This is a genomic window from Cognataquiflexum nitidum (assembly GCF_022538055.1).
In the GTDB taxonomy this organism is placed as follows: Bacteria; Bacteroidota; Bacteroidia; order Cytophagales; family Cyclobacteriaceae; genus Cognataquiflexum; species Cognataquiflexum nitidum.
On sequence record NZ_JAKZAM010000007.1, the window covers coordinates 155651 to 171656 of the forward strand.

The 16006-nt window shown below is 40.6% G+C and carries 16 protein-coding genes; 5 read left to right on the forward strand and 11 right to left on the reverse strand.

Annotated features, from left to right (window positions below):
- Window positions 1-552: 552 nt before the first annotated feature.
- From MMU07_RS06820 to MMU07_RS06835, 4 genes are all read left to right on the forward strand, one after another.
- The gene (locus MMU07_RS06820; RefSeq protein WP_241125103.1) at window positions 553-1239 is read left to right on the forward strand and encodes a bifunctional isocitrate dehydrogenase kinase/phosphatase; all 687 of its coding nucleotides are present in this window, start codon (window positions 553-555) and stop codon (window positions 1237-1239) included.
- Complete coding sequence (locus tag MMU07_RS06825; protein WP_241125104.1) at window positions 1226-1858, forward strand: NUDIX hydrolase; 633 nt, start codon at window positions 1226-1228, stop codon at window positions 1856-1858. The genes MMU07_RS06820 and MMU07_RS06825 overlap by 14 nt, the downstream gene beginning before the upstream one ends.
- Before the next feature lie 47 nt (window positions 1859-1905).
- Window positions 1906-3156 carry a DUF819 family protein gene (locus MMU07_RS06830; protein WP_241125105.1) on the forward strand — a complete coding sequence of 417 codons (1251 nt, stop codon included), beginning with the start codon at window positions 1906-1908 and terminating at the stop codon, window positions 3154-3156.
- A 67-nt stretch (window positions 3157-3223) separates the two neighbouring features.
- Complete coding sequence (locus tag MMU07_RS06835) at window positions 3224-3460, forward strand: NAD(P)H-dependent oxidoreductase subunit E (protein ID WP_241125106.1); 237 nt, start codon at window positions 3224-3226, stop codon at window positions 3458-3460.
- Between the two features lie 71 nt (window positions 3461-3531).
- Here MMU07_RS06835 and lepB read toward each other — a convergent pair whose 3' ends face one another.
- From lepB to MMU07_RS06885, 10 genes are all read right to left on the reverse strand, one after another.
- Window positions 3532-4608, reverse strand: a complete 1077-nt coding sequence (gene lepB / locus MMU07_RS06840) for a signal peptidase I (protein ID WP_241125107.1) — start codon at window positions 4606-4608, stop codon at window positions 3532-3534.
- Between the two features lie 14 nt (window positions 4609-4622).
- The gene (dapB, locus tag MMU07_RS06845; protein WP_241125108.1) at window positions 4623-5345 is read right to left on the reverse strand and encodes a 4-hydroxy-tetrahydrodipicolinate reductase; all 723 of its coding nucleotides are present in this window, start codon (window positions 5343-5345) and stop codon (window positions 4623-4625) included.
- A gap of 6 nt (window positions 5346-5351) precedes the next feature.
- A complete protein-coding gene (locus tag MMU07_RS06850; RefSeq protein ID WP_241125109.1) occupies window positions 5352-5915 on the reverse strand; it encodes a DUF5683 domain-containing protein in 564 nt (187 codons plus the stop codon).
- Between the two features lie 51 nt (window positions 5916-5966).
- A complete protein-coding gene (locus MMU07_RS06855) occupies window positions 5967-6884 on the reverse strand; it encodes a ParB/RepB/Spo0J family partition protein (protein ID WP_241125110.1) in 918 nt (305 codons plus the stop codon).
- Between the two features lie 13 nt (window positions 6885-6897).
- Window positions 6898-7677 carry a ParA family protein gene (locus MMU07_RS06860; protein ID WP_241125111.1) on the reverse strand — a complete coding sequence of 260 codons (780 nt, stop codon included), beginning with the start codon at window positions 7675-7677 and terminating at the stop codon, window positions 6898-6900.
- Between the two features lie 7 nt (window positions 7678-7684).
- The gene (locus MMU07_RS06865; protein ID WP_241125112.1) at window positions 7685-8368 is read right to left on the reverse strand and encodes a metal-dependent hydrolase; all 684 of its coding nucleotides are present in this window, start codon (window positions 8366-8368) and stop codon (window positions 7685-7687) included.
- Between the two features lie 159 nt (window positions 8369-8527).
- Window positions 8528-10327, reverse strand: coding sequence for a membrane protein insertase YidC (yidC, locus tag MMU07_RS06870; protein ID WP_241125113.1), 1800 nt, complete (start codon window positions 10325-10327; stop codon window positions 8528-8530).
- A 102-nt stretch (window positions 10328-10429) separates the two neighbouring features.
- A complete protein-coding gene (locus MMU07_RS06875; protein WP_241125114.1) occupies window positions 10430-12052 on the reverse strand; it encodes a CTP synthase in 1623 nt (540 codons plus the stop codon).
- Between the two features lie 222 nt (window positions 12053-12274).
- Window positions 12275-12688, reverse strand: coding sequence for a type II toxin-antitoxin system VapC family toxin (locus tag MMU07_RS06880; RefSeq protein ID WP_241125115.1), 414 nt, complete (start codon window positions 12686-12688; stop codon window positions 12275-12277).
- Window positions 12685-12942 (reverse strand): DUF6364 family protein, encoded by a 258-nt coding sequence (locus MMU07_RS06885; protein ID WP_241125116.1) that lies wholly within the window; start codon window positions 12940-12942, stop codon window positions 12685-12687. The genes MMU07_RS06880 and MMU07_RS06885 overlap by 4 nt, the downstream gene beginning before the upstream one ends.
- A 236-nt stretch (window positions 12943-13178) precedes the next feature.
- Between MMU07_RS06885 and MMU07_RS06890 the strand changes: the two genes are divergently transcribed.
- Entirely contained in the window at window positions 13179-13859 is a 681-nt protein-coding gene (locus MMU07_RS06890) for an aspartate/glutamate racemase family protein (protein ID WP_241125117.1), read from the forward strand.
- 1573 nt (window positions 13860-15432) lie between these two features.
- On the opposite strand, the gene MMU07_RS06895 is transcribed toward MMU07_RS06890, so the two are convergent.
- Window positions 15433-15654 carry a hypothetical protein gene (locus MMU07_RS06895; RefSeq protein WP_241125118.1) on the reverse strand — a complete coding sequence of 74 codons (222 nt, stop codon included), beginning with the start codon at window positions 15652-15654 and terminating at the stop codon, window positions 15433-15435.
- Window positions 15655-16006: the final 352 nt, after the last annotated feature.

The window sequence follows — 16006 nt, forward strand, 5'->3', positions numbered from 1 at the left end:
ATATAATATAGTTTTTTTAATGTATGTACACAATTATGCCAGTAGATTGGATATCCATTTTAAATTTTTGTCTGCAGACTGAAATATCCGGTACATCGGTCTTCCGTCCGCGAGCTATCGGGATCCGTCCCCATGAAGAAGAATATAGGATTACTGCCAAAGAAGCGTATATCTATGTTTTTTTTTATCACCAAGGAAAAAATTTTTGTTTTCAGATTTTTTTTAGAAAAGTGAAAGCTGTTCAAAAAGTATAGAAAATTTTGTTAGATGAGGTAATTTTTAAGTATTTCAACAGTTGGCGGCGATGGTAGATAGGTGACAAAATACTGGCAAATAACTTGTTTTAAGATTTTGAGGGGCACAAAATAAAATTTTCGCAATCGATTGTTTGGACAATATAAAAACATTATTTACCTTTCGAGCACGTTATTCATACATTGAATATCTACAATAGGTTTAATAGGTTTGAGAGATAAAAAAGGTCGGGACGATGTTCGGACCTTTTTTGATTTTTGGGGTTTTTGTGTTTCATTCGTATTCTTTATCCTATCAATGATGCACCGGATCTCCAAATTCCACTTCCCCTTATTTTTGTTTGGCTTCTTGGTTTTGTTAGGTTCCTGTAGTTTTCAAAAGGAAAAAACAGAAGAAACTGTTTTTGATACATCAAAATCCAAAGAAGAAGAGCTCAATCAATTTCTAGCTTCAGGACTTCAGCAGCTGAATAATTGGTCTGGTTATTGGAAAAGTCAAGAGCCAAGTTTTGATGTTTCTGGATTTGAGTTTAGCAGGGAAATTCCATACGAAATCTTAGAATGGCCTGAGGAAAATTTCATCCAACAAGGTCATCCACTATATAAATATATCGTCCCTAATCCGGAGGGATACGGGGTAGTGGATATCTACAGCTATAAAGTAGTGAGACCTGAAGAAGCCGATGTTTCATTCAACCCTGATTCTGAGGTGATTTATTTTAAATCAAACGGAATGAGGGAGAGGTTGATGTTTATGGGGCCGTCGGGTGGTTTTGAGGAAGCCATCTGGTTGAGTCCTAATCATTTGATGGTGGCAGGTTTTTTTGAAGAGGAGGGAGGCATTACTCCTAAAATTTGGATTATCATCCCCAATGAACAGATATATCTGACATTTAAGCATCCATTGCATACCGACAAATACCCCAAGACTGGATATTTGATCAAAAAGCTCCAAAACATCGATTTTTCAAATGGAGCTAATTAAAGTTGTACGAAAATTAGAAAAGCTACTCCAGGATCCTTTGCCGGGTAGACTTGGTCACCTCACTATGTTGCCTGACTCCGTGGACGAAAAGAGATTTTCAATCAGGGATGATCACCGGAAGGGTGCTGTTCTCATGCTTTTTTATCCTGACTCCAACAGCAGTTTTATTCCTTTTATAAAAAGACCTGAATATCCTGGAGTCCATAGTGGTCAGATAGCCTTTCCGGGAGGAAAGTGGGAGCCTGAGGATGAAGATTTGAGCGTCACCGCGCTGCGGGAAGCTGAGGAGGAAATCGGGGTTTATGCAGAAAAAGTGACTTTGCTTGGCAAATTGAGCGATGTTTACATACCTCCAAGTAATTTTTTGGTTTCACCCTTTATTGGCTTTATTTCCCAAAAACCGGATTTTAAACCTGATCCCACGGAGGTGCAAAAAATCATCAGCTGCCCTTTTCCTGTTTTATTGGACAAGGATATCAGAAAACTGACCCAGGTAAAGGGGAGTTCCGGACTGAGTTTTGAAGCCCCATATTTTGATATCGAAAATGAAGTAGTGTGGGGGGCCACGGCCATGATGCTCGGCGAATTCACCTATTTGTGGGAAAATTCCAGGTTTTGAAGTTTCTTCTAATTGTGGTATTGTTGTACGTCTAACATTTAACCAGCATGCAAGAAAGTAGTCCCCTTATCAGTAATGATGCCGTTGTTTTTGGATTGTTGATGACCATTCTAGCTTTGGTCTTTTCAACCTCCTCTAGTAAATCACCTTTTTGGGTCAAGTTTTACAGGATAGTTCCCTCTGTACTTTTGTGTTATTTCATTCCTGCACTTTTCAATTCATTCGGGGTAATTTCAGGAGAATCTTCAGGCCTGTATAAAGTGGCTTCGAGGTATTTGCTCCCGGCATCATTGGTGTTGTTGACTTTAAGTATTGATTTCAAAGGAATCTTAAAACTAGGCCCCAAGGCCTTGGTCATGTTTGTGGCTGGGACTATAGGGATTGTATTGGGTGGACCTTTTGCGTTGTTGGTGGTATCTTCCATTTATCCTGATATATTAAGTGGTGTGGGACCTGATCAAGTATGGAGAGGATTGTCTACTATAGCAGGGAGTTGGATTGGTGGAGGTGCCAATCAGACAGCGATGTTAGAAGTTTTTGGAGCAAGCCCATCTCTCTTCAGTCAGATGATTGCAGTAGATGTTTTGGTTGCTAACCTTTGGATGGCAGTATTGCTTTTCTGGGCAGCCAAGCCTGGAAAAATTGACAGCATATTCAAAGCTGACAGTTCGGCGATATTGGAGCTGCAACTAAAGGTGGAAAAATATAGGGCCGGAATTTTGAAGATTCCCACTTTATCGGATACCATGCTGATATTGGGCATTGGGTTTGCCATTACAGGTTTTTCCCATTGGATTGCGGACATTGTGGCTCCCTTTATTGGTGAAAATTATCCACAGTTGAGTCAGTATTCCTTAGACTCTACTTTCTTTTGGATAGTGGTAATAGCTACCACAGGAGGTTTGTTGATGTCTTTTACCAAAGCCCGTGAACTTGAAGGTGCAGGTGCTTCTAGGTTGGGTTCTGTGCTTCTTTATGTTTTGGTGGCTACCATAGGTATGCAAATGGATTTGATGGCCATATTTGACAATCCTGTTTTGTTTTTGATTGGTATCATTTGGATACTTTTCCATATTTTGATCATGCTTTTGGTAGCCTTCCTGATCAAAGCGCCTTTCTTTTATGTAGCAGTCGGCTCCCAAGCCAATATCGGAGGTGCCGCTTCGGCACCCATTGTTGCCTCAGCCTTCAATCCTTCATTGGCGCCTGTAGGGGTTTTGATGGCTGTATTGGGCTATGCCTTGGGGACGTACGGCGCATACCTCAGTGGACTTTTGATGCAGTGGATTCACGGCTAATTATACCAATATAAAACCGTCAAACCCAAAAACGCGTAACTTTACCATCCTCTTAAAATCAGAATAGATGGCTATCTACCGTAAATTTATTTTCGTATGTAATGGATCAGATTGTAAAAAGGAAGGTTGTAAAAAACTTCAACACGAGCTAAAAGAACTTGTGAGGTCTGAAGACCACAAAGGAAAGTACAAAATTATCAAAACCAAGTGTATGGACTTTTGCAAATCTGCCCCTGTTTTGGTGGTTAATAACGAGGTGATCAAAAAAGCGGATATGGGTGCCATAAAGAAAAAATTGTCTTAAGAATAAGTGATATTGAAAAGGGAAGAAGCTATAAACACAAAAGCCGGGATTCAAATCCCGGCTTTTAGTTTTTAGTCAATTCCGTTGAGGAATCTACTCCAGCGTATCTTATTGAACATCGACTTATGCTTGTCAAGGGATAGCCACAGGAACCAGGCTTTACCTACAATATGGTCTTCAGGTACAAATCCCCAATACCTCGAATCGAGAGAATCGTGTCTATTGTCACCCATCATGAAATAATAATTCTGCTTAAAAGTATAAGAAGTGACTTTTTGGCCATCGATATACAGTTCATTGTCCTGAATTTTGACATCCTTGTGTCCTTCAAACTTTTCGATGGTATAGGAATATTTGGCAATGTTTTCTTTTGTCATCTCGATCGTCCAACCCTCTCCTGGTATTTCTAAGGGTCCCCAGTTGTCTTTGTTCCAGCCAAAATAAACCCCATCAGGAAAAATTCTTGGATCTCCATATTCTTCCCTATCCTGTCTCATGGTGATGGTACCGACGGCAGGCGAGCTTTTCAGTCTTTCAATGGATTCAGCAGTGGCCATGACCATGTAGCCCGAGCCATTTGAGAAGGGCATGAAACTGTCCTGATTGATACCATACTCATCAAAAAATTCAGGAGTAAGGTTCCTATCCGACATCACATCGTATGAAAACTGCATTTTTTCAGGATTTGCACCGAGTTCGCCATTCACATAGACCTGTGTTTTTCTGATTTCCAGCACATCTCCAGGGACAGCAATTGCCCTTTTGATATAGTTTGTTTTGAGATCTACCGGATATTCAAATTCAGAAGGGTAGTTAAAGACTACCACATCGTTTCTTTCCACATCAGAAAATCCCGGAAGCCTGAAATAAGGTAATTCGATCCAATCGACGTATGATTTGGCGTCTGTACCCCATATTTTTTGGTGGGTCAAAGGAACCTGAAGAGGTGTCCTCGGAATCCTTGTCCCATAGTGCATTTTGCTCACAAAAAGAAAATCGCCTACGAGCAGGGATTTCTCCATAGATGCGGTGGGAATAGTAAATGGCTCAAGAAGTAGCCAACGAATTAAGCTTGCAGCAATTACTGCAAAGACCAGTGCATCTGCCCATTCACGCGCTGCAGATTTTTTCTTTTTTTCTTCAGTCATTATAGTTTAAAATTTCAGAAAGATAGGAATTCGTCCATTGATAATACACCTTTTTTATTTTTTATCCATTCCGCCACCAAAACCGCACCAAGTGCAAAACCTTTGCGGCTATGGGCGGTATGTGTGATTTCAATATCGTCAATATCAGACTGATATCTCACAATATGGGTTCCGGGAGCAGGGTCTATCCGCTTGGAGGTTATGGGTAAATATTGTTCATTTTCGTCCATTTTTCCGGCAAGTGTCCAATTTTCTACCCGAGGGATTTCTTGAATTATTCCCTCAGCAAGCGTGATGGCAGTACCGCTTGGAGCATCTTTTTTTTCTGTATGGTGTATTTCTTCCATACTGATTTTATATTCCGGCTGGTCTTTCATCAGAGAGGCCAAGTATCGGTTTAGTTTAAAGAAAATATTTACGCCGATACTGTAATTAGAGGCGTAGAAAAAGGCCGAATTGTATTGTAGGGTCAATTGTTCGACCATTGGTTTTTTATCGAGCCATCCTGTAGTGCCCGAGACTACAGGTATCCCTCGTTCGATTGCCCAACTGATATTTTCCAAAGCGGCCTCAGGGGTACTGAATTCAATGGCCACATCAATTTGAGAGACATCTTGTATATCCAAGTCTTGCCGGTTGTCAATATTGATTTTTCCTAATATTTGGTGGCCACGGGATTCGGCGATTTCTCCTATGATTTTCCCCATTTTTCCATAACCCAATAGAAGTATATTCATGATTGCTCAGAAATTAATTTTTAAAGATAGCCCCATAATATTACCACCTCCGGCACTCAGGGTTTCATAACTCGGTTCAAACCTGAAAGTGAGGTCATCACTGACATCAAAAGCGGATAAATGTGCGTCTACATTTGCATCTATGATATTGAGTGCATAAATACCAATAAACAAGAAGTAATTCAAATCACGGTTTCTTTTCCAAAAGTTTACATTCCTGACCAATCCGTCTCTGTTTAAGCTTGGAAATGGTTGCGTTGGGTCTCTCGGGTTTTCGTCGAATATGGCGAGGGCCTCCTTGAAAAGCTCGTACCTTCGGTTGTTGAAATCTATAAAATAAATATTTGCCGCAAAACCTCCGTAGATAATTGGTACTTTCCAAGGTTTACCATTATAAACTTGCCCCGCACCTGGTAGGATTGCTGAAAGGAGAGTGGCGGTTTTTGGATTTTTTATAGCAGGATTTGAGTAATCAACCTTGATTGTATCCGGTACAGATACTTGTTCTTGAGCAAAACCTTCACTTAGTGGCAATAAAACAAAAACAGCAATGATAATTAGGCTTATCATTGCTTTGGATATTTTACTCAAAAGCCAGTTTGTGGTACCCTTTTCCAAGATTCAAATAATCTCCAAAATTTCTAGGATTCTGTTTAGGTCTTCAGAAGAATGAAAGGGGATTTTTATCTCTCCCTTGTTTTTTGCATCCGACTTCAGATTTACTTTGGTGCCAAAATGACTTGCAAGCCTTTGCTGAATCTTACTGATTTCATACTTCCTTACAGGGTCCAAGGAAGATCCTTTTTTATTTTCCTTTTCTTCCTGTTCCCCATTTATTGATTTCACCAAAGCTTCCACCTGGCGGACGCTAAGTTCTTCTTGAATGGCTTTTTTAAAAATAGCAAGTTGCTTATCAATATCTTCCACATTGATAAGTGCCCTAGCATGGCCCATGGAAATTTTATTATCTCTCAATCCTGCCTGAATGTCCGGCGGCAATTTTAGTAATCTCAGGTAATTATTGACAGTAGTTCTGTTTTTGCCGACACGTTCACCGAGTTCTTCCTGCTTAAGGTTACATTCTGCCAAGAGTCTTTGGTAGGAATGTGCTATTTCAAGGGAGTTGAGATTTTCTCGCTGGATATTTTCTATCAAGGCCATTTCCAGCATTTGCTGGTCATTGGCAGTTCGGACATAAGCCGGGATTTTTTTCAGACCTGCGATTTTTGAAGCTTGAAATCTCCTTTCACCCGATATCAGCTGGTATTCATTTTCATCCAGTTTCCTGACGGTAATGGGTTGGATTATACCTTGGATCAATATGGAATCAGCGAGTTCCTGTAGAGCATCCTTATCAAAGTGCGTCCTTGGCTGGTAGGGGTTTACCTGAATTTCACCCAGAGAAATTTCAAAAATTCCAGCTGTGGGATAAGAAGGCATGAGGGATTCACTTTTGTTTTTTTGAGGAGAGTCCTGCAGCAAAGCTCCCAATCCTTTTCCCAGCGCGCTTTTCTTTGGTGTAGGTTTTTTATCAGTCATAGTATTTGTTCGGTCAATTCACTTTCTCCTTGTCGTTTTTAACTGCGATTTCGTGGGCAAGGTTAAGGTAAGCAACGGCACCTTTACCTTCTGCATCAAAGGCGATCACAGGCAATCCAAAGCTTGGGGATTCGCTTAGTCGGACATTTCTTGGGATTATGGTGTCAAAAACAAGGTTTTTGAAATGCATCCTCACCTCTTCTACCACCTGATTGGAAAGCCTTAGCCTTACGTCGTACATGGTCAGAAGGATTCCTTCGATTTCAAGATCGGGATTAAGCCTAGTCTGTATGATTTTGATGGTGTTGAGCAATTTACCCAAGCCTTCCAATGCAAAGTATTCGCACTGAACAGGGATAATTACAGAATTGGCGGCTGTCAGGGCGTTGATCGTAATCAATCCCAGGGAAGGGGAACAGTCGATGATCACAAAATCATATTTGTCTTTGACAAGGTGGATGACAGATTTCATCTTCTCCTCCCTGTTTTCAAGATTGATCATCTCGACTTCGGCACCGACCAAGTCGATGTGGGAAGGAACCAATTCAAGATTTTCTATTTCAGTTTTGAGGATAATGGTGTGGATGTCAATCCCGTCTACCATACACTCATATATACTTGTATCTATTTCTTTTGGATCGTGACCAAGACCTGAAGTGGTATTTGCCTGCGGATCCGCATCAATGACCAAAGTCTTAAATTCCAAGACTGCGAGACTTGCTGCCAGATTCATGGCAGTAGTTGTTTTTCCTACGCCCCCTTTTTGGTTAGCAATTGCGATAACTTTTCCCATAAATATTTCAGAGGGTAATACTGTCACCAATATTAAGCAAAATCAATTCTTTTCCTGCTTCTGAAACTGCTTTTTTTGCAGCTTCCAAATCTATTTCAATGTAAGGGAAGGTATTGTAATGCATTCCTACAATTTTTTTTGTGCCGACAAATTCTGCTGCTTTGATGGCATCCCGAATATCCATCGTAAAATTGTCACCAATTGGTAGTATTGCAAAGTCAATTTTAAATTCTTCCCCGATCAGTTTCATGTCATAGGTCAGGGCAGTATCTCCGGCATAATAAAAGCAGCCATTTTGGTGACTTATCACAAATCCACCCGGATTTCCGCCGGAGGCACCGTCAGGCAAAGTGCTGCTGTGTATTGCATTTACATATTTTACCTTGCCAAAATCAAATACCTTACTTCCTCCGATATTCATAGGATGGTATTTTTCCACACCCTTTTGGGCAAACCAAACGGCAATCTCATAGTTTGAAACCAATACAGCTTCGTTTGCCTTGGTGATGGCTTCCGCATCTGCCACATGGTCCTCATGGCCATGGCTGATGAAAACATAATCCGCTTCAATTGATCCAAGGTCGACTTTTGATGCTTTTGGATTAGGGCTAATGAAGGGGTCAAAGAGAATTTTTGTTCCGCCGATTTTTACAAGGTAGGAAGAATGTCCAAAATAGGTCAGGTCGATCATAGTCGCGAGAATGATTTTATTGGCTCTATTTACAAATATATCATTTAAATTTTTGGATGAAACGAATTGTTATCCACAGTCCTTTCGGGATTTTGTTAATAGTCTGAGGGTTAACATGCAATGCTTCAAAAAAATAGGGACCCTATTGGATCCCTATTTTTATTTTGTTTTCTTATTGGCATCTGCTGCCTTCATGGCATCCTCGAGCTTTTGCTGAAATTTTGACTTTTTCTTGTTTACATTCTTAATTTTATTCTCTTCGATTTTTTCTCTGATTTTGCTATCATCTACAAACAGCTTGATCAAAGCCTGTTGTCCAAATGTTACCATGTTGGAAACAAAATAATAGAAACTTAACGCCGCAGGGAAGGAGTTCAGAACAAACATAAATACCACCGGCATGATATATCCGAGGTTCTTCATCGGTCCGGTCTGTGCCGTCAGTTGGTTGTTGAAGTGCGTATAGGCTATCTGTGATACAGTCATCAATATCGTAAACAAACTTACGTGGGATCCATAAAAAGGTATCGTAAACGGTAACCTCAAAATGGAATCGTAGGTAGAAAGGTCATGTGCCCAAAGGAAAGATTGCTGACGAAGTTCGATGGCATTTGGAAAGAAAAAGAACATCGCAAACAGAAATGGCATCTGGAATACCAGGGGAAGACAACCCGAAATCGGACTCACACCCAATTGCCCAAAAAGCTTCATCTGTTCCTGCTGCATTTTGGTAGGATCGTCAGGATATTTTGCCTTGAGCTCGTCGATTTCAGGTTTGATTACCCTCATCTTTGCCATACCGATATATGACTTATAGGTCAGCGGAGTCAGGGCAATCTTGATGATCAATACGATGATAATGATGATGATTCCGTAATTGGAGAAGTATTTTTCAAGGAATTGAAAAAGATTCACTATGATATACTTATTGACCCAGCTTACAAAGAAATACCCCATGTCAACATTATTCTCAAATCCCGGAGTGATGGTTTTTAGGGTATTGTACCTGTTGGGGCCAAAATAATAACTCAATCCTGCTTTATTGTCGACCAAAGGAAGGGATAAACCTACCTGTACATTTTTAATAGAGAGGGTGTCTTGGGGCGTCTGCTGATTGAGCTTGGCAGAATTAAAATTATTTGCCGCTATGATACCGGTGGTAAAAAACCTTTGGCTGAAACTTACCCATTTCAAAGACTCCGTTACCTCCTCATTTGCCTCCTCAGAAGTAGCACTGAGGTAGTCATGGCTTCCGCCTGAGGTAAAGAAATTGATATTTGTTTTTCTTCTTGACTCTTCAATGTCCTGCTCCTGACGGATCAACTTATCATCCCAGTTGATCTGTACAGTGGTATCTTTCAGACTATTTGATAGTCCTGTAAATTCAAGGTTTTTTTCCAAGACAAATCCTCCTTGAGCTAGGGAATATGTTCTGGTGATGGAACTGCTACCTGCTTTGGCGATAAAGGTAATGATGGACACTGGGGTGCCTTCTACCTCTGTCGAAGAAAGAGTAGGATTGAAATAAAATTCATTTAAGCTCAAAAGACCTTTGTCCGTCTGAATGGAGTAGCTTAAATCCGAACTTTCATTATCCAATAAAATCAATGGTCTCTGATCCCATGTTTTGAATTCTTTCAATTCCACTTTGGTGATTTCGGCACCTTTGGTAGAAAAAGTAACCGTAATCTGATCATTTTCAAGAGTAACTTCCTCTTGAATCCCTTTTGTCATGGGAGCAAAAACCCCAAACTGACGCTGTGCGATCAGATCCTGAATACTGTCAGGTTGGATTATTTCTTGTGAAATTGTGTCTTCTTCCACAGATTCTTGGGGAATAGCCTGTGTCACAATGTTTGATTCTTCCGGGAGTGGTTCGGGAGTGGGAGCAAAGAAAATCGAATAAATCAGCAATACTGCTGCAAATAAGATTAAGCCTGCCGCTTGGTTTCTGTCCATATTGTTACTTTAAATGCCTTCTGAAAAGTAAAGGTAACAGAAAGTATCGAGGAGAATCTCCTTTTTACTTTCTGTTACCCATCACTGGAATGAGGCTGGTATTCAAATATTTGATTTTTTGTTGTCAATAGTAGCTGTTACGAATTTCACAAACAACGGGTGGGGATTCAAAACAGTACTTTTATATTCTGGGTGAAACTGGGTTCCCAAAAACCAAGGATGGTTTTTAAGTTCGACTATTTCCACCAATTGGCTTTCAGGATTAATTCCTGAAGGAATCATTCCATTTTTTTCCATTTCAGAGAGGTATTTGTTGTTAAACTCATACCTATGCCTGTGTCTTTCCTTGATCTTGGATTTGCCATATGCTTGGGCAGCCTTACTTCCTTTTCGGAGTTCGCAAGGGTAAGATCCCAACCTCATGGTGCCGCCCTTCATCTCAATATTCTTTTGGTCAGCCATCAGGTCAATAACCGGATGTGGCGTTTTTGGGTCCATTTCTGTACTGTTTGCACCTTTGAGTCCGAGTACATTTCTGGCAAATTCGATCACTGCAACCTGCATGCCCAGACAAATCCCAAAGAAAGGAAGGTTGTTTTCTCGGGCAAATTTAACAGTTTCTATCTTTCCTTCAAGCCCTCTTTCTCCAAATCCCGGTGCCACAAGAATTCCGTCAAGGTGTTCAAGTTTTTTTGCAACATTTTCAGGGATCAATTCTTCGGAAGAAATTAAGGTCAGGTTGACTTTGCATTCACAAGCAGCGCCTGCATGTACAAAGGCCTCAATAATTGATTTATAGGCGTCGGGAAGGGAAACATATTTGCCGATCAGTCCGATGTTCACTTCTTGGGTCGGGTTTTTTAACCTTCCCAAAAAGTCTTTCCACTGTTCCAAATCAGTATTTACTTTGGATGTAAGCTTCAATTTGCTCATGACCCTTTCGTCGAGCTTTTCCTTTTTCATCAGCAAAGGAACATCATAGATGGTCTCCGCATCCATGGCCTCGATGACACAGTTCAGTTGCACGTTGCAAAACAGCGCCAATTTCTTTTTCACCTCCAGAGGAAGGTGGTGTTCTGTCCTGCAGACCAAAATATCAGGCTGAATACCTGCTTCCAAAAGTTGCTTTACTGAATGTTGGGTGGGTTTGGTTTTAAGTTCTTTGGCAGCCGCCAAGTAGGGGATCAATGTCAGATGGACAACAAGGATATTGTTTGAGCCGATATCCCATTTGGCCTGTCTTACCGCTTCGATGAAGGGTAATGATTCGATGTCACCCACGCAGCCACCGATTTCGGTGATGACAACATCGTATTTGCCTTCCTCGCCAAGTTTGAAAAAGTTCCTTTTGATCTCATCAGTGATATGGGGGATAACCTGAACAGTTTTTCCCAAATATTCTCCTTTTCTCTCTTTGGTGATGACGTTGTTGTAGATTCTTCCCGTAGTTATGTTATTGGCCTGTGAGGTCGGTGTGTTCAAAAACCGCTCATAATGACCCAAATCAAGATCCGTTTCTGCCCCGTCTTCGGTGACATAACATTCGCCGTGCTCATAGGGGTTGAGTGTTCCCGGATCGATATTGAGGTAAGGATCGAATTTTTGGATCGTAGCGCTAAAGCCCCTAGCCTGCAAGAGTTTGGCCAAAGAAGCAGCGATAATGCCTTTCCCGAGGGAGGAGGTAACACCTCCGGTGATAAAGATATATTTGGTGGTTGAGCCCATAAGAAGGGTAGGATGGAGAATATTGTTTGGATTCTTATGGGATTCAAAGGTAGGAGAAAAATTTGATTTGGAGGTGAGGTGCCTAAAGGAAAAAATTAAAGAAGTGTTTTTGGGGTGGGATTTTAGGATGGGAAAAAGGTTTGGTTGGTATTTTTATTTGCGTCTCAGCGTCTTTGAGAGATCATTATTTACTTAAAGCCGAAAAAGGATATCCACAAAAATTTAGAGAATTTTTAAATATTCGTCGGGACTCAGAACAGGAATTTCTGACTCTTTGAAGTCTTTCCCATTTCGGGTAATCATTATTTTGCAGTCCATTTTTAAAGCACAATAATACTGAAGGGCATCTTCAAAATCATTGAAATTTGATGAGAGACCCTTATCTATGATATTATCAGTGAGGTCGCATGTTTGTGCAATTAATTTAAACTTTCGTATTTTCTCCTTTACCTGAGTCTTGTTCTCAAATCTGGAGAGCAAATGGTAAACAGTTGAATATGTTGAGGCCGAGACGAAAATCTCGATTTTTCCTTTGTCTGCCAAAGTTGCGATCTTGGCTGCAGCGTCATAATATGGTTCTCGTTCGCCCAACAAATCGACAACCACCTTGGTGTCTAGAAACACCTTATCTTTCATTTGTATTTCTCAGATAGGTAATCACCATAGGACTTTTTGTAATCATAATCTGCCGGGATTTTAACGCCCGTCCTCATACTTTTTACAAAAGGGGATATATCGGAATCCTCCTCTGAAGTTGGATTTTCCTTCTCTACCAAAGATTTAAGATAGGATTCTATCATCCGTGAGAGACTTCTGTTTTGTGATGAGGCATATTCTTTTGCTTTATCAATCACATCTTTATTTAATTTGAGTGTCAATTTGGCATCCATCACATTTCTATTTAATACGTACTAATATATTTTATAAATACGTATTGATCAAGTTTTAATTGACTTTTTGCTAGCCATCCATCGTGTCTCCGTGCTTGTATAGGCAGCACAAAGTTCAAGATATAAAAAGATCAGTGCTCTTTTTTCTTTTGAGCCTTGGCGTCTTTGCGAGAGAATTAAATCCAAATGTACCTTTCCTCACAGAGCCTCACTTACAAAAAACTTACTTTCCCATCATGAAACTTCTCGGACTGATTGGAGGGACTTCCTGGCACTCCACCATAGAATACTACAAATTGATCAATGAACTTGCCGGTGAAAGAATGGGGCACGACCAAAACCCGCTTATGTTGATTTATAGTCAAAACATCCAACTGATGCGAGAACAGGACAAAGACTTGATCAACAAAACTTACCTGCAGATTGCCCAGAAGCTGGAGGCAGGCGGAGCAGAAGGAATCATCATCTGTGCGAATACCCCTCACATGGTTTATGATTTTGTACAGCCAAAGATCAATATCCCGATTCTCCACATCGCAGATGCGATTGGCAAAAGCGCCCAAAAACAGGGCTTGAAAACGCTTGGTCTGTTGGGAAACAAACCGACGATGACAGGTGATTTCATTCCCAAATACCTCAAAACCCATTTTGACATTGATACTATCATTCCTGACGCCGTATTCTTGGACAAATCGCATTATTACGTCTCCAAGGAGTTGACACTTGGAAAGTTTACCGATGAGGCAAAGACTTTCTATTTGGAACAAATGAGACTTCTCCAAGAAAAAGGAGCAGAAGGAATGATCATGGGTTGCACCGAATTGCCGCTGCTGATCAAGCAGGAGGAAACGGATTTTCCCTTGATTTCCACGACCCAGCTGCATGCTGAGTTGGCCGTGGATTTTATTTTTAGCTGAATAAAATTGGCTTCTGACAACTAGAAATTTTAACGATAAAGCTTCTAGAGAAGCAGGATAAGTGCGGGGAATAATTCCTCCGGCTACTGGAGAAGCAGGATAACAGGAAGTGTTTTAGGATTGGATTTTGAACATCCCTGTTTTTGGCGGAGGCCTTAATTCACAATTTTCATTATTTCGGCCAAAAGCCTGGATCATGGTTTTCGTTTCTAACCCCGAGTTGCGTTCCTTACTCGGGGTTATTATTATTTGACCACTACGTGGTCGGTCGCCGCCGCCAATGTTTGTGTCTTCACAAACATTATCATTCTTAAATCCTTTTTCTCTGCGTCTCTGCGCGAGGTGAATTTTTTTCCTCAAAGGAAAACAAGGTTTCGTAATGGTGCGCAAAGGATTTTGAACATCCCTGTTTTTGGCGGAGACCTTAATTCAAAATTTCCATTATTTCGGCCAAAAACCTGAATCGCTGTTTTCGTTTCTAACCCCGAGTTGCGTTCCTTACTCGGGGTTATTATTATTTGACCACTACGTGGTCGGTCGCCGCCGCCAATGTTTGTGTCTTCACAAACATTATCATTCTTAAATCCTTTTTCTCTGCGTCTCTGCGCGAGGTGAATTTTTTTCCTCAAAGGAAAACAAGGTTTCGTAATGGTGCGCAAAGGATTTTGAACATCCCTGTTTTTGGCGGAGGCCTTAATTCACAATTTTCATTATTTCGGCCAAAAGCCTGGATCATTGTTTTCGTTTCTAACCCCGAGTTGCTCCCTATCGGGATTACTCGGGGTTATTATTATTTGATCCCTCTAGGATCATATCCCCGGATGATGAGAGTACTTCCCAAACTATTATTCATTCAGCATTTTTAATTCTTTTTTTCCTCAATGTCTTTGCTAGAGAATTAAATCCAGCTTTTGGAGAAGAAGAATAACAGGTAGTGCCTTCCAAACCATTATTCATTCAGCATTTTTAATTCCCTTCTTTTTCCTCTGCGTCTTTGAGAGACAATTAAATCCAGCTTCTGGAGAAGCAGGATAACAGGTTACTCGGGGTTATTATTATTTGATCCCTCCAGGATCATTTCTCGCGCCGATGAGAGTACTTCCCAAACCATTATTCATTCAGCATTTTTAATTCTTTTTTTTCCTCAATGTCTTTGCGAGAAATAATAAATCCAGCTTCTGGAGAAGCAGGATAACAGGAAGTGCCTTCCAAACCATTATTCATTCAGCATTTTTAATTCTTTTTTTTCCTCAATGTCTTTGAGAGAGAATTAAATCCGGCCTTCGGAAAAGCAGGATAACAGGAAGTGTTTAAGGATTGGATTTTGAACATCCCTGTTTTTGGCGGAGGCCTTAATTCACAATTTTCATTATTTCGGCCAAAAACCTGAATCGCTGTTTTCGGTTCTAACCCCGAGTTGCGTTCCTTACTCGGGGTTATTATTATTTGATCCCTCCAGGATCATATCTCCGGATGATGAGAGTACTTCCCAAACCATTATTCATTCAGCATTTTTAATTATTTGATCTCTTCAGGATCATATCTTCGGATGATGAGAGTACTTCCCAAACCATTATTCATTCAGCATTTTTAATTCCCTTCTTTTTCCTCTGCGTCTTTGAGAGACAATTAAATCCAGCTTCTGGAGAAGCAGGATAACAGGAAGCAGGAAAGCATAGCTGTACCCCAGAAGTTTGCTTCTTTTTTTGTGACTTGGCGTCTTTGCAAGAGAATTAAATCCAGCTTCTGGAGAAGCAGGATAACAGGAAGTGTTTAAGGATTGGATTTTGAACATCCCTGTTTTTGGCGGAGGCCTTAATTCACAATTTTCATTATTTCGGCCAAAAGCCTGGATCATTGTTTTCGTTTCTAACCCCGAGTTGCTCCCTATCGGGATTACTCGGGGTTATTATTATTTGATCCCTCCAGGATCATTTTTCGCGGCGATGATAGTACTTCCCAAACCATTATTCATTCAGCATTTTTAATTCTTTTTTTCCTCAATGTCTTTGCGAGAAATAATAAATCCAGCTTCTAGAGAAGGAGGATAACAGTAAGTGTTTTAGGATTGGATTTTGAACATCCCTGTTTTTGGCGGAGGCCTTAATTCACAATTTTCATTATTTCGGCCAAAAGCCTGGATCATT

Coding starts and splice junctions, on each gene's coding strand:
- MMU07_RS06820 (WP_241125103.1), top strand. CDS start 553: ATGATGCACCGGATCTCCAAATTCCACTTCCCCTTATTTTTGTTTGGC.
- MMU07_RS06825 (WP_241125104.1), top strand. CDS start 1,226: ATGGAGCTAATTAAAGTTGTACGAAAATTAGAAAAGCTACTCCAGGAT.
- MMU07_RS06830 (WP_241125105.1), top strand. CDS start 1,906: ATGCAAGAAAGTAGTCCCCTTATCAGTAATGATGCCGTTGTTTTTGGA.
- MMU07_RS06835 (WP_241125106.1), top strand. CDS start 3,224: ATGGCTATCTACCGTAAATTTATTTTCGTATGTAATGGATCAGATTGT.
- lepB (WP_241125107.1), bottom strand. CDS start 4,608: ATGACTGAAGAAAAAAAGAAAAAATCTGCAGCGCGTGAATGGGCAGAT.
- dapB (WP_241125108.1), bottom strand. CDS start 5,345: ATGAATATACTTCTATTGGGTTATGGAAAAATGGGGAAAATCATAGGA.
- MMU07_RS06850 (WP_241125109.1), bottom strand. CDS start 5,915: ATGATAAGCCTAATTATCATTGCTGTTTTTGTTTTATTGCCACTAAGT.
- MMU07_RS06855 (WP_241125110.1), bottom strand. CDS start 6,884: ATGACTGATAAAAAACCTACACCAAAGAAAAGCGCGCTGGGAAAAGGA.
- MMU07_RS06860 (WP_241125111.1), bottom strand. CDS start 7,677: ATGGGAAAAGTTATCGCAATTGCTAACCAAAAAGGGGGCGTAGGAAAA.
- MMU07_RS06865 (WP_241125112.1), bottom strand. CDS start 8,368: ATGATCGACCTGACCTATTTTGGACATTCTTCCTACCTTGTAAAAATC.
- yidC (WP_241125113.1), bottom strand. CDS start 10,327: ATGGACAGAAACCAAGCGGCAGGCTTAATCTTATTTGCAGCAGTATTG.
- MMU07_RS06875 (WP_241125114.1), bottom strand. CDS start 12,052: ATGGGCTCAACCACCAAATATATCTTTATCACCGGAGGTGTTACCTCC.
- MMU07_RS06880 (WP_241125115.1), bottom strand. CDS start 12,688: ATGAAAGATAAGGTGTTTCTAGACACCAAGGTGGTTGTCGATTTGTTG.
- MMU07_RS06885 (WP_241125116.1), bottom strand. CDS start 12,942: ATGGATGCCAAATTGACACTCAAATTAAATAAAGATGTGATTGATAAA.
- MMU07_RS06890 (WP_241125117.1), top strand. CDS start 13,179: ATGAAACTTCTCGGACTGATTGGAGGGACTTCCTGGCACTCCACCATA.
- MMU07_RS06895 (WP_241125118.1), bottom strand. CDS start 15,654: ATGTTCAAAATCCAATCCTTAAACACTTCCTGTTATCCTGCTTCTCCA.